Origin of the sequence: Chryseobacterium sp. CBTAP 102, from assembly GCF_003201365.1 — a bacterium.
Lineage (GTDB): Bacteria > Bacteroidota > Bacteroidia > Flavobacteriales > Weeksellaceae > Chryseobacterium > Chryseobacterium candidae.
Map to the genome: position 1 here is coordinate 208116 of NZ_QICX01000005.1, position 13444 is coordinate 221559.

The 13444-nt window shown below is 35.7% G+C and carries 14 protein-coding genes; 6 read left to right on the forward strand and 8 right to left on the reverse strand.

Translation table 11 applies throughout. The features are described 5' to 3' along the window. The first annotated feature begins 83 nt into the window (after positions 1–83). The 4 genes from C8D70_RS09295 (at position 84) to C8D70_RS09310 (ending at position 3255) form a co-directional block, all read left to right on the forward strand. Positions 84–719, forward strand: a complete 636-nt coding sequence (locus C8D70_RS09295; RefSeq protein WP_110367127.1) for a DUF4241 domain-containing protein — start codon at positions 84–86, stop codon at positions 717–719. Between the two features lie 68 nt (positions 720–787). After that, a complete protein-coding gene (locus C8D70_RS09300) occupies positions 788–1678 on the forward strand; it encodes a ribokinase (protein WP_076596302.1) in 891 nt (296 codons plus the stop codon). Between the two features lie 90 nt (positions 1679–1768). Further along, complete coding sequence (locus C8D70_RS09305; RefSeq protein ID WP_110367128.1) at positions 1769–2614, forward strand: serine aminopeptidase domain-containing protein; 846 nt, start codon at positions 1769–1771, stop codon at positions 2612–2614. Continuing rightward, positions 2611–3255: an HD domain-containing protein gene (locus C8D70_RS09310; protein ID WP_110367129.1), complete on the forward strand. Its 645-nt coding sequence runs from the start codon at positions 2611–2613 to the stop codon at positions 3253–3255. Before C8D70_RS09305 ends, C8D70_RS09310 begins: the two co-directional genes overlap by 4 nt. Here the strand turns inward: C8D70_RS09310 and C8D70_RS09315 are convergent. Continuing rightward, complete coding sequence (locus C8D70_RS09315; RefSeq protein WP_076596299.1) at positions 3252–4496, reverse strand: hypothetical protein; 1245 nt, start codon at positions 4494–4496, stop codon at positions 3252–3254. The genes C8D70_RS09310 and C8D70_RS09315 overlap by 4 nt on opposite strands. A 69-nt stretch (positions 4497–4565) precedes the next feature. Between C8D70_RS09315 and C8D70_RS09320 the strand changes: the two genes are divergently transcribed. Further along, entirely contained in the window at positions 4566–5168 is a 603-nt protein-coding gene (locus C8D70_RS09320) for a hypothetical protein (protein ID WP_110367130.1), read from the forward strand. A 35-nt stretch (positions 5169–5203) separates the two neighbouring features. On the opposite strand, the gene C8D70_RS09325 is transcribed toward C8D70_RS09320, so the two are convergent. The 7 genes from C8D70_RS09325 to C8D70_RS09355 form a co-directional block, all read right to left on the reverse strand. Next, a complete protein-coding gene (locus C8D70_RS09325; RefSeq protein WP_076596298.1) occupies positions 5204–5434 on the reverse strand; it encodes a hypothetical protein in 231 nt (76 codons plus the stop codon). Between the two features lie 130 nt (positions 5435–5564). Beyond that, positions 5565–6455 (reverse strand): DUF72 domain-containing protein, encoded by an 891-nt coding sequence (locus tag C8D70_RS09330; RefSeq protein ID WP_076596403.1) that lies wholly within the window; start codon positions 6453–6455, stop codon positions 5565–5567. Positions 6456–6535: 80 nt separating this feature from the next. Next, on the reverse strand, positions 6536–8104 hold the full coding sequence (locus C8D70_RS09335; RefSeq protein WP_110367131.1) for a hypothetical protein: 1569 nt from the start codon (positions 8102–8104) through the stop codon (positions 6536–6538). 6 nt (positions 8105–8110) lie between these two features. Next, positions 8111–8683: a hypothetical protein gene (locus C8D70_RS09340; RefSeq protein ID WP_110367132.1), complete on the reverse strand. Its 573-nt coding sequence runs from the start codon at positions 8681–8683 to the stop codon at positions 8111–8113. A 503-nt stretch (positions 8684–9186) separates the two neighbouring features. Beyond that, the gene (locus C8D70_RS09345) at positions 9187–10845 is read right to left on the reverse strand and encodes a ribonucleoside-diphosphate reductase subunit alpha (RefSeq protein ID WP_076596295.1); all 1659 of its coding nucleotides are present in this window, start codon (positions 10843–10845) and stop codon (positions 9187–9189) included. Positions 10846–10901: 56 nt separating this feature from the next. Next, positions 10902–11192, reverse strand: a complete 291-nt coding sequence (locus C8D70_RS09350) for a hypothetical protein (RefSeq protein WP_110367181.1) — start codon at positions 11190–11192, stop codon at positions 10902–10904. 109 nt (positions 11193–11301) lie between these two features. Then, positions 11302–12276 (reverse strand): ribonucleotide-diphosphate reductase subunit beta, encoded by a 975-nt coding sequence (locus C8D70_RS09355; protein WP_041461620.1) that lies wholly within the window; start codon positions 12274–12276, stop codon positions 11302–11304. A gap of 424 nt (positions 12277–12700) precedes the next feature. Between C8D70_RS09355 and C8D70_RS09360 the strand changes: the two genes are divergently transcribed. Further along, on the forward strand, positions 12701–13390 hold the full coding sequence (locus C8D70_RS09360; RefSeq protein WP_076596294.1) for an ABC transporter ATP-binding protein: 690 nt from the start codon (positions 12701–12703) through the stop codon (positions 13388–13390). Positions 13391–13444: the final 54 nt, after the last annotated feature.

Genomic DNA, 13444 nt, shown 5'->3' on the forward strand with positions numbered 1-13444 from the left:
TATAGACAATAAATTTTGTCAAATCTCAGGCTGGATACACATGTATAATTGTATCCAGCCTGATGGTTTAAAGAATAAATACAATGACACATATAGAAAACATACAAAAACTATTCTCGAAAGACTTTGTAGAAAGTCCTTTGCTTGAAAGTTTTGAAGTAGGAAAGATTTATCTTTCAAGCGGGAAACTGGTTGCCTGTGATCCTTTGATTACTAATGATATGCTTCCTTTCACTACAGAATTTCCGAAAGGAGATTTCGCAGTAATGCTTCACAAAGAAAGAGATAGCAACTGTGTTGCCTATGCCGAAATTATATTCAATAATTCTGAAATTAAAGAATGGAAAATGGCTACCACAGCAGGACAGAAAATAAAAGATCTTGAGGAAGGAGAGGTTTTCGGATATCCTGTAGAAAGTGGGATGGGATGCCTGATGGATGTTGATACCCAAAACAGTCTTAACGAACTGGAGCAAAGATTATATCAAAATAAAGGAGGTGATTTTATGGGAATCTATGAAGAATTCTTCCATGACTACTTCTTTGATGAAAACGGAGCAATAGATCAATACGCCTTTCTTAAACCGGCAAAAGAACATCCCGGAACTATATTTGCTTTTGAAACCGGATATGGAGAAGGATTTTATGCCAGCTATATAGCCTACAACAAAGATCAACAGCCAGTGAAAATAATTACTGAATTTATAGAAATAAGTTAATTTTAAATTAGTTATTTTTGAGACACAATTTTTGTCAGTTATAAATTTTAAAGCTAATACAAAACACAATGAATTTCTCATCAGAACAACCCCGTATTATTGTTGTGGGCAGCTCATCGATAGATTTGGTTCTTGAAACCGAAAAACTCCCTTTGCCTAATGAAACGGTTTTAGCCGTCAAGTCAGATAGTTATTTTGGGGGGAAGGGAGCCAATCAATCAGTAGGTACAGCCAGACTGGGAGCAAGTGTATATTTTATCGGATGCGTCGGGATGGATCCTCTTGGGCAGCAGATTATGAGAAATCTGGTAAGCGAAAATGTGAATGTAGGATTTGTTCATGAAACAGATAAAGAAGCTACAGGAACAGCTTATGTAACAACTTCTCACGGAAACGCAGCGATTGTTGTAGTACCTGCCGCCAATAAACACCTTAGCAAATCCCATGTAGACGAAGCAGACAAGTATTTTCATACCACAGACCTTGTATTGGTACAGCTTGAAGTTTCTATGGATGTTGTAGAGCATACCATTAGAAAAGCTAAGAAATACGGAAAAAAAGTAGGGTTGTATGCTTCTCCTGCAATGAGAGTCAGTGAAGAAATTCTAGAAATGGTAGACTTTATTGTGGCAAAAAGTAACGAATTATATGTTATTTTCGGGGAAGAAAAAAGGGAAGAGGTTCTTAAAAAATATTTCAATAAAGTTTTTGTAAGAGATGATACCAATTCCACCATTTATTTTGATGGTACAGAAATGAAATATTACAGAAACGATAAAGATGAAAAAGTATATAAAATGGGGATGGGTGATGCATTTACATCAGGATTTGCCATTGCATTATGCCATGGGAATTCCATTGAAGAATGTGTGAAATTCGGGAATGAAGTTTCATCAAGGGTTTCCGGAGGCAAAGGCTCTCAGACAGGACTTCCGAGAATATCAGATTTCTTTTCTTAAAGCTATTTACGGCATATCAAAAGTCTGAAACTTAACATAAAAATATAAGTAAAATGTCCACTTTTATAGTGGATTTTTTCTTTTTATAGTATGGAAAAACTAATATTAACCACAGAAGACCATGTCTCGCTGACTGGCCATTTATTTAAACCGGAAAAAGATAATGGGAAATTACTCCTGATCAACTCAGCAACAGGAGTAAAACAGCAGGTCTACTTTTCTTTTGCCAGCTACTTCTGTGAAAAGGGATTTACCGTTGTTACCTATGATTACAGAGGAATAGGGCTTTCAAAACCGGAAAATATGAGAGGATTTCATGGCTCTATGAGACTTTGGGGCTCAAAAGATTATAAAGCGGTAACTCAATATATCAAGTCAGAATTTAAAGAATATAAAAAGTACTGTTTGGGCCATTCTGTAGGCGCGTTGATTCTGGGAATGAATGCAGATTCCAAAATCTTTGAAGAATTTGTTTTTGTGGGTACGCAAAATGCCTTTGTAGGAAACCTTAAAGGGAGAACAAAAGTTGAAGCGTATTTAGGCTTTGGAATTGCCCAGCCATTAACAACTTCATTGTTAGGATATTTCCCCGCACATTGGTTTGGACTGGGAGAAAGTCTTCCAAAAAATTGCGCATATGACTGGAGAACCTTAATTTTAAACAAGAAATCAACCAATAAGCTGTTGGAAAAAATTGATGACTTTTCTAAAAATCTGACCCAGAAAGTATTTGTAATCCGGGCTGAAGATGATATATGGCTTACAGAAAAAGGAGTATTAAGTTTATTAAATAATACCTATTCAAATCTCAAACCTACATACAGATTGGTCGCGGCTTCAGAATCTGATCAGAATGAAATAGGACATATCAATTTTTTTAGAAGTTACAACAGCAAACTATGGGATATTATTTTAAATGAACTGATAGATAAATGAAAAGTACGATTGACAACACAGTAGCATTTGTAAAAGAAAAATTAGAAGGAGCAGAAGCAGGACATGACTGGTTCCATATTGAAAGAGTCTGGAAACTGGCCGCTCAGATAGCAGAAACAGAAGATTGTGACAAAGAAGTAGTAGAATTGTCTGCACTTCTTCACGATATTGCCGATCCTAAATTTCATAACGGTGATGAAACCATTGCTCCCAAAATATCCAGAGCATTTCTTGAAGAACAGAATGTTTCTGAACAAACCATTCAGAAGGTGTTGTTTGTGATTGAAAATATTTCGTTTAAAAACAGAGATCAGGCACCCGAAAATCCACCTGTTGAACTTCAGATTGTACAGGATGCAGACCGTATTGATGCCATAGGAGCTATTGGAATTGCAAGAACATTCAATTTTGGAGGTTTTAAAAATAACCTGATGTATCATCCGGATATAAAACCCAAACTGGGAATGTCAAAAGAAGAATATAAAAAGTCTGATGGAACCACTATTAATCATTTCTATGAAAAGTTACTGCTTTTGAAAGATATGATGAATACTGAAAAAGGAAAAAAAATGGCCGAAGAAAGACACCATTATATGTTGAATTTCCTCGACCAGTTTTATAAAGAATGGAATGTAGACTAGAAAATATTATATCCCAGAATTAAAGAAAAAGATTTAAGATCTGCATGAGGAAGATCCTTATACAGAATGTTGGTACGGTTATTAAATCTTGCTTCTATGCTGAATTTGTTATTGTAAATAAATCCAGCACCGAGTGATGAACCTCTGAAAGTTTGATTGGAAGCAAGGGCTATATTATCAAATACTTTTCCATCATAATCTATATCTATTGAAGATGGAGAACTTGTTTTTATGTTGAATATGTTGATGGCAGCATTAACAAAGATTTTAGATTTATCATTCAAAAACATAGAGTACCTTATCCCTACGGGAATAATAATGGAAGAATAACTATCCATGGTGATATTATAGAGATTATCCTCTGTTCGGATAGTTGTTTTTTTATTGGTATACTGAGAGAACGTAGGCTCAAGGATGATAGACCATTTATTCTTGTTGAAAGGTAACACCAATTCGGCTTCCAGACCTATTCTGAAATTTGATTTTGAAGAAAAGCCTGGATTTCTGTAAGAATCTTCCAATTTTAACGGTGCATAAAAATTAATTCCCGGTCTGACAGCAAGATTGAATTTCGCCTGCTTTTTATTTTCTGTAAAATTCCGATCATTGATTTGGTTAGTTGTTCCATCAGAATTTTTACTATTATAAGTCTTAAATATTTTCGTTAAACTAGACGCTGTATATTGTGTTCTGTTTACTAATGATTGGACATCACTGTTATCAGAAAAAATAGTTTTTAACTGATTAAGATATTGATCATTGGTAGCAACCTGAGAACTATTCCCATTAAAAAAATATTTTTTATAAATTAATGGATGGATGATCGCATCTGATTCAGAATAAAAATATCTTGTAATATGACCTTTATAAATATATAGTTTTTTACTTCCGGTAACAAGTTCTTTCAGGAATACTGAACTCTTTACAAACTTAGGTTCATTGGTATGGGAAAAACTGGAAATATCGTCTGATGAGTTGTCGATATCACCATTGTAAGTAACATATTTGGCATCATTGTATATCCCAAATTCCTTAATTGTAGAAGTTGTACCTTTATCTTCAGCAGAGTTTTCATCTGTTTTAAAAACAAAGCTATCAGGATTGCTTACCCATCCTTTGTTTTTAATCAAAACTTCTTTTTTTGTATTATTTTGGTCTATAATATAGCCTTTTTCAAATTTCACTTGTGCATAAAATGAAGCTACACTAAAGAAAATAAGGCCAGAAAGTATTTTTTTCATGGTTATTTAGAATTAAAAATATGGACGCAAATATAGATAAAATAGAGATAAGAAGTATCTTTGTAAAATATGACACTCATTATTTTTATCATATTTCTGGCTTGTGTCCTTTCATTGGTCCTGTTTAAGGTTAAATCAGGAAGCATAGCAAGATGGGCAAAACTGTTTCGTATTGTAACGGTGGTTTTTTCAATTTCTGTTTTTACATATTGGTTTATCAAGAAAAGCGCAGTGGCATTTGTGGATAATTCTGTGGGGCTTCAGGTGGTTAATAAACTTCCGCAGGCATTGGACTTTTATTTAATCAAGGTAAATAAAACAGATAAGAATACAGTTCTTGAACCTAAACATATCGGAAAAATACGTCCGGAGTATTACAGAATAGAATATCTCAAAATGGATAAGTCTGATGAATATTGGATAGTAGGCTATCTTGGGAAGAAAAACCTCGTATATTTTTCTCAACATTCTGTACCCAATAAGAATATTGACCAGATTGTAGAAGTACAGAACTATATCAATCAAAGTATGAAACTTTCTGAGGCGGCAAAAAAGCAGGTAGATGGTTATAATTATGAGAATACAAAACTGGGAATCTGGATTACACTGGATTTTCTGCTTCTATTTCTCAATCTTGTATTGCTTCTTAGAAAAAATAAACAGAAAAGCTAATGAGTATTGAAAACTCATTAGCTTTTCTGTTTCTGTTAAGGATAATCCAGAATCTGCATAATCTGTTCCTTAAATTCTTCAGGACAGGCTTTAATAAGTTTATCCTTATTTTGTTTACTGATTTCTTTGGGTTTAAGCCATTCGCTCTTATTGGAATTCAAACTGTGGTTGTCATACACTCTTTTTATGGTATGATTTTCATAAAAAATATATTCATCACCAAGCCAGTTGGTAGCAATACTGATTGTGCAAATTTCCTTTTCCATGATTTATGTTTTAAAGCATAATGTTTAGTGAAATACATTATATTCTAATATACGAATTTTTCTTGATGAAAAGGAAGTAAACGGCTGTTTTTAAAATATATCGAAATTATTCTATTTATACTCTATATCATTAAAAAAGTGTCCCGGTAGTCTCCGTAGCCATCTGCGGAATATGAATATTCGTTTTCCATTCCTCATTCACTTTCCTGATGAAATAAGCAGACAATAAAGGAGATGCTTTTTCAATATTCTGGTGTACAAAGAAATAAAGATTCTGAAGACCTTCTTTTTTCCATTGGGTAAGATGTTTCAGCCAGTCATCCAGTCTTTCGTAGTCACTTTCTGCGTTGGCTCCTACATAACGGATAAATGCATTGGGTGTGGTAAGGCGCATATGAAGCATATCTCTTCTTCCGGCAGTATCTACAATAATATTGGTGATATTATGAGCTTCAAAAAGATCACAGGTTGTATTCAGGATTTCCTCATTGGTGAACCATTCCGTATTCCGGAGTTCTATGGCTAACGGGACTTCTTTAGGCCATTCTTTTACAAACTTTTCCAGTCTGTCATAATCTTTAGGTTTAAAATTATCGTGAAGCTGAAGGAAAGCCATCCCTAGTTTCTCATCAAAATTGATAATAGCGGAAGCAAAATGAGTTACAGGATCGGTAACATCAATCAGCCTTCTGAAATGGGAAACGGTATTGGTGATTTTAGGGAAAAATTTAAAATTTTCCGGCGTTTTTTCTTTCCAGGTTTTCACCTGATCCGGAGTGGGCATTCCATAGAAAGTAGCATTCAGCTCAATAGAATTAAACTGAGTGGCGTAATAGGTCAGTTCATCCTTAGTTCCTTTAGGATAGAATCCTTTAAGATCTGTTTTATTCCATTTCGCACATCCGATAGAAATGTTTTCCAGTCCTTTTTTATTAAGAGCCAGTATTTCCTTGGTTCTGGGATGGTCTTTAGGTAGTGTGAAATCTATTTTCGATGGATCTTCTACTTGTCCGAATTTCATATCTGTAGTTTTGGTATTAAACAATAGACACAAATATAAACAAAAAAGATCTTCATTATTTTGAAGATCTTTTTGATAATTTATTTTACCCCCTGTGTTACCATTCTATTTGAAATGACAGGATAGGTGCAGCCGGTAGTTTTTAAATTAACAGTAATTGTAGCGGGAACAGACCGATAGGCTGTATCACCATAAGGTTCAATGATTGTACCACTTGAATCCTTTACCGTTTTTCCTTTTATGCTGTACGTCATTGTAGCAGTTCCTGTAAATCCGCTTGAAGGAGTGAATGTGACAATGCCTGTAGACTTGTTGTACGTCCAGGTACCGGCAGAAGTTACTTTTTTGCGGTACAATGTGAGATCCGTGTCGCTGGTCTTTGCAAAACTGAATGTTGAATAATCAATATTGGCATTACTTCCGGTAGGTGGAGTTGTGATGCTTATTGGTCCTTTGTAGGCAATATCATTATTGAAAACAGGGATATTTACAGCCTGATACTTACACGTTGAAGCTGCATCATCATTGGTAACTGCTGAATAAGGAAGGGTTAATTTTACATTTCGGATAATATGTTGCTGAAATGCAGCTCCTGTAGAGGCTGCAAAACCTAATTTAAGAAAGGCAGGTGCGGTTGCATTAAGCGTCTGAGGAGTTGCAGCTCCTTCTATATCTGAAGTATTGAAATCTGTTGTCTGAGGATTGGCATTTTCCATATAAGGTACTGAAGTCTTATAATGATAATAATTGATGACATTAACAGGCGTTCCGTTTTGTGTTGTCTGGATGTCTACTTTTATATCAAATCCGTCTGTAGTGGTAGCACTTGTAAAATGGGGAATCAGATCCAGATATACTTTTCTGAACTCTCCGGCATTGTTTCTGAGATCAAACACGGTAGAAAGAGTATTGGACGTAGCAAGGTAGCTTCTGTCTGCTTGCAGTTCCCTGCCCACAGTTCCCGAGTTACTTAAAGTGGAACGCGTAATAAGAACAGGATATCCTGTAAAGCCTTCTCCTAATCCGTTTGTATTGATAGCAGCTCCTCTTGCTCCTCTGAGGGTAACATGGCTTGTAGGTTGTGACCAGGTTACTCCAGTGATTCCGTTTACCCTTGATTCACCCTGAAAACGCTTTGATTTGAAATTCCCAAATTCATCAAGGGCAATACCAAGATAAGCAGACGATAGACCTGCTTTTCTCTGGCTTGCATAGGTGTCCTTTGCCCTGTTGTAAGAATATCCAAGACCCGCTCCGGGTGCTCCGATTACTGGATTTGTCACAGCTCCATCATACAGGAAAAAGGATAAGCCATCTCCAAAAGTACCAGTGAAAGGAGTTCCGTTTTTCATGTCATATTCAAACTCAACATGAAGACCATTAACCGAGGTAAAGGTTCTTCCATTGATAAACAATCCTCCAAACTGCCCTAAACTTGCAGGAGTAAGTTGCACTCCGGTAGAGGTATGTGATGCATTTCCCTGTATCGTAAGTTCGGAAGCTGAAGAAGCGTTCATAAGCGAGCTCGAATAGGAATAAAATCCATATATACTTGCTACTTCTGTACTGTCTGTCTGTGCATACATGAAGTTTGTAAGCAGCGAAAAAAACAGGCTCATCAATGATAGCCTTTTAACATACTTTTTCATAACTGCTTATTTTACAACAAATACGATGTTAATAAAAGCTGCCGGAGTAGCATTGGATAAAACATCGTAATTCAATACACCTGTACTGCTGATACTGTTTATTTTAAAAACAGTGGTATCATAACCTGTCACATAATAATATAAATCTGTTGCATTGGGAAAAAAAGGTATCGATGCAGGAGCAGATGTACTTCTTGCATTTGCCGGGATATTTGAAAACTGATTTTTATACAATGTGTACAGATCTTTCGTTTGGCCCGTTGTGATTGTTGTAGTATCAAAAACTACACTTGGCATGTAGAAAAACTTATTGACATAGGGAGAAAGGCATACCCAATCCGGAGTTGCGGGAGTTCCTACATTTTGGCTGATACATTTTTTATTGGTATCAAAGATAATCAGACCGGTTGCCGGAGTGGTGACAGCGGATAGATTGCTGATTCTTGGCAGAAGTACGCCTTTGGAAGTACTTGTAACGTCTAAAACTGTGCTTTGATCAGGAGTTGTAGTGTTAATTCCAACCTGTGCATAAAAAGTAATGCTGAGCAATGTAAGCATTAAGGTAATAATTTTGTTCATGTTCGAAATAATTGTTTGTGTTTATACCTGGGTTAGTTTTTCAATAATATTAAATATTGAAATTTTGTTTGTGTTTTAAATGAAGATTTTGTGTTTTTTTTGTATTGTATTTTAATTCAGCGTGTTTTTAGCTAATTAATTTTAATATATGTTGTTTTATAATTATCCAAACCGGCTATTTTATTAAACTAAACAAAAATATAAGCTTTATTTTGTATTAACTTTTTTATTGAGGTTTTTGTATTATAAATACATTTGTTTTTATTTATTTTTAACAAATGTATATAAAAATGGTTTATAATAATAATGAAAAATCAATAATACAGGGACTTGATTCACTATTTAGGGAGTGATGGTTATAAATTTTCAGTATTAATGAATGATTAAAGAGAAATAGTTTTTTTTAACTTCAAATGTTAAAATTTGTTAAAGTTTTTGTTGCAATAAAAAAACACGCTTAAAAAGCGTGTTTTACTATAGAAATGTTTATTATTTGTGATTTTTTATGCCTCACAGCTTGAACATGATACGAAGTTAACCATCATTTCTTTTGAAACGGATGAACTTCTTTGGTAATAAAGTGTTTTTACTCCTTTTTTCCAGGCCTCAATATAAAGATAGTTGACATCTTTTACAGGCATTGTAGAAGGAATCTGCAGATTCAGAGACTGTGCCTGGTCAATATACTGTTGTCTCTGGGCTGCCTGAGAAATAATTTCCATTGGAGAGATTTCTTTGAACGTTTTGAATACTGCCTTTTCTTCAGGAGTAAGCTCGTTCAGGTGTTGTACAGACCCGTGGTTCAACATGATTGTTCTCCATGTTTCTTCGTTATCCAACCCTTTTTCCTTCAATAGTTTCGCCAGGTATTTGTTTTTACGCATAAAGTTTCCTTTCGCAAGGCCTGCCTTATAATAGTTGGAAGAGAAAGGCTCAATTCCAGGAGAAGTCTGTCCTAAGATGGCAGAACTTGAAGTGGTAGGAGCAATAGCCATTGTAGTGGTATTTCTTAATCCGTACCCTTTCAATACTTCCGGTTCTCCATAGATGTTCGCAAGCTCTCTTGAAGCCTGCTCAGCCTGCTCTTTAATATGTCTGAATGCTCTTGCGTTGAACTGAGTCGCTTCAAAGCTTTCAAACGGAATCATATTTTTCTGCAGATAAGAATGATATCCTAAAACTCCTAATCCAAGTGCTCTGTGACGCATAGCGAAGTTTCTTGCTCCCTGTAGGTAGTAGTTACCTTCAGTTTTGTCAATAAACTCTGATAATACAGCATCAAGGAAGTAGACTGCCAGTTTTACTGCATCGGTATCTTTCCACTCATCGTACAGCTCGAGATTCATGGAAGACAGACAGCAGATGAAAGACTCTTCCATAGTAGAAGGAAGCATGATTTCAGAACAAAGGTTACTTGCATTCACCGTCATTCCCAAATCTTTATAAACCTGAGGTTTATTTCTGTTCACATTGTCTGTGAAGAAAATATACGGAAGACCTTTTTGCTGGCGGCTTTCCAATACTCTTGCCCAAACTTTACGTTTTTCCATATCACCCTCAATCATATCCTGCATCCAGTAATCGGGTACACATACTCCGGTAAACAGGTTCTGGATAGGGCTGCCGATGTCTTTAATGGATAAAAATTCTTCAATATCTCCGTGGTCAATATCTAAGTAAGCTGCAAAAGCACCTCTTCTTACACCTCCCTGAGAAACTACATCCATAGCCGTATCGAAAAGCTTCATGAATGAAACGGCTCCTGAAGATTTTCCGTTATCCGTTACAGCGGTTCCTCTGTTTCTCAATTCTCCAAAATATCCTGAAGTACCGCCTCCGATTTTGGTCTGCATGATAACTTCACCCATTTTGTGGGTAATCCCTTCAATACTGTCCGGAATGTGAACATTGAAACATGAGATAGGAAGACCTCTTTCCGTCCCCATATTAGCCCATACAGGAGAAGAGAAGCTGATCCATCCTTTTGTGATCATTTCTTTGAATGCCGGTTGAAGTTCAGGTTTGTATAACCTTTTTGCAGCGGCAGTGGTAATTCTGTCGATAGCTCCGTCTACCGTTTCACCTTTTAACAGATATCCTCTGTTCAGCATTTGCTCAGACTCTTCATTGAGCCACCATATATTTGAATTTTGTTCTTCCATAGATGTTATATTTTCGAATTCCGGAATGAGAGAATCACTCCGGAATTTTGTTTTTTTTATAGTATTGATTGTAAAATTTCTACTTTGTGGGAACCGTTCAGCCCGCTTTCGTCTCTTAATGTCTGAAATTCTTTAAAAGACGGAACGTTCAAAACCTCATGATGAACTTCTTCATTGATGTAGTTTGAATAATGTACAAAAGTAACACCATCTTCCTTTACAAAAACTTTGTATTCAAAAGTGGAAGGATCTAAATTTTTGAAATCTTCCAGAAACTTTTGGATATTGGTGGTATTGTTTGGAACAAATTCCGGGTTTACCGTATAGGTTACTATTACATTGATCATTTCTTTTTGTATTTGTGCTTTATTCATGAACAGCAATTCCACTTATTAATCAGAAAAGCATAATTCTGATACTAACTGCTTTGACGCTCGCTTCGCTCGCGCCCGAATATTAGAACAAATCGTTCGCAGTAATACTCTTATCGTGTTTCGTGTAGTCTACAGGTCTTTTGGCAAAGAAATCATCTAATGAATTGGCGAAAACTTCTTCCTCGAACCATACCATTGGTCTGTATTGCTCAGGAGTAATGTTGTATCTTGTTTTCATGTTGATTTTCTTCAGGCTGTCATCCACACGGTATTTCATGAAGTTTAACAGGTCTTCTTTGGAAACGTTGTCGATTTCTCCCAGTTCAAAGATCCAGCTAAGAATATCTCCTTCTCTTGCGATAGACTCATCTACTAAGGTGTAAATGTCTTCGATATCGCTGTCTGTTAACAAGTCAGGCTGTTCCTCACGGATTTTGTTGATCAGGTAGATTCCTGCATTGGCGTGAATCTGCTCATCTACGGAAGTCCATGCAATGATATTGGAAACATTCTTCATGAAACCTTTGAATCTTGTGAAAGAAAGGATGATGGCAAACTGCGAGAAAAGAGAAACGTTTTCCACTAAAATACTGAATAATAGTAAAGCAGAAACATACTCTTTAGGTGTTGCAGAATTAGCATGCTTTAAGGCATTTCCAAGAAACTCTATTCTTCCTTTTACGGCAGGAATTTCGATCACGTTAAGGAACTCGTCATTATATCCTAATACCTCTAATAAGCGGGAATATGCTTCAGAATGACGGAACTCGCATTCTGCAAAAGTAGATCCTAATCCATTGAACTCCGGTTTTGGTAGGTGGTTGTATAAATTTCCCCAGAATGTCTTTACAGACACCTCGATCTGTGCAATGGCTAACAGCGCATTTTTCACAGCATGCTTCTCATGTGGTTCCAACTGCGAATGAAAATCCTGAACATCTGCAGTAAAGTCCACTTCCGAATGCACCCAGAACGATTTGTTGATGGCCTCTACAAATTGAAGAACCTCCGGGTATTCAAATGGCTTATAACTTACTCTTTTATCAAAAATTCCCATATTAAATATCTTTATAATTAAATAATTTAGATCCCTGTGGATAAAGTTCCGGAAATACTTAACTTTTTGTTTTTCTGCGGGTTGTGAATTAAAGTTATTCACTTCCGCAAATCCATATTTCTTGTAAAGAACTAGTAGCAAAGTTCGAAAAAAAGAACTGATTTTGAAAGAGGTAAATACTAATAGGCTGACTTTTAGCCTGAAAAGTTTTCCACATTTACATGAAACTGGCTCGGATAATAGGCTGGACCGCAATCTTGAGGATAAATAGATGCAAATGAGGAGTTACAGTTAAACGATATTTTATAAACTATTATAAATAAAGGATTAATGTGTTAAACAAAAAAATATTTGAATAAATTTTTATTCTTGTAACAATTTGAAAATATGATCTACTTATTGGGTATAAAACATACATCACTTAATGTTAGTAATTCAGGATTTAAATAAGTCATACGATACAGGCAAAAGCAAGCTTCATGTTCTCAAAGGAATTAATCTGAATATTTCTGAAGGAGAGTTTGTTTCCATTATGGGAAGTTCCGGTTCCGGAAAATCCACACTTCTTAATATTATTGGAATTCTGGATGAAAAAGATTCAGGAATCTATGAATTGGATGGAGTTCCTATTGAGCATTTGTCCGAAGTAAAAGCGGCCGAATACAGAAGTAGATTCTTAGGATTTATTTTCCAGTCTTTTAACCTTATCAATTATAAAACAGCCCTGGAAAATGTTTCTCTGCCTTTGTACTATCAGAATGTACCGAGAAAAGAGCGAAATCAGAAAGCGATGGAATACCTGGAGAAAGTAGGATTGGCACAGTGGGCTAACCACCTTCCAAGTGAACTTTCAGGAGGACAGAAACAAAGAGTCGCTATTGCAAGAGCTTTGATTACAGATCCTAAAGTAGTACTGGCAGATGAGCCTACAGGAGCATTGGATTCCAAAACCACTCATGATATTATGAAACTGCTTCAGGATATTAATAATGAGGGGAAAACAATCATTGTTGTAACCCACGAACCCGATGTAGCTGCACAAACCAAAAGGAATGTAGTACTGAAGGACGGGATTATTGAAAGTGATGAGTTTATTAAGCAGATTGTGCTTTAGGAATTTGATAATTTGAAAATGAGATAATTTGAAAATTTACTGATTCAGTTTTTT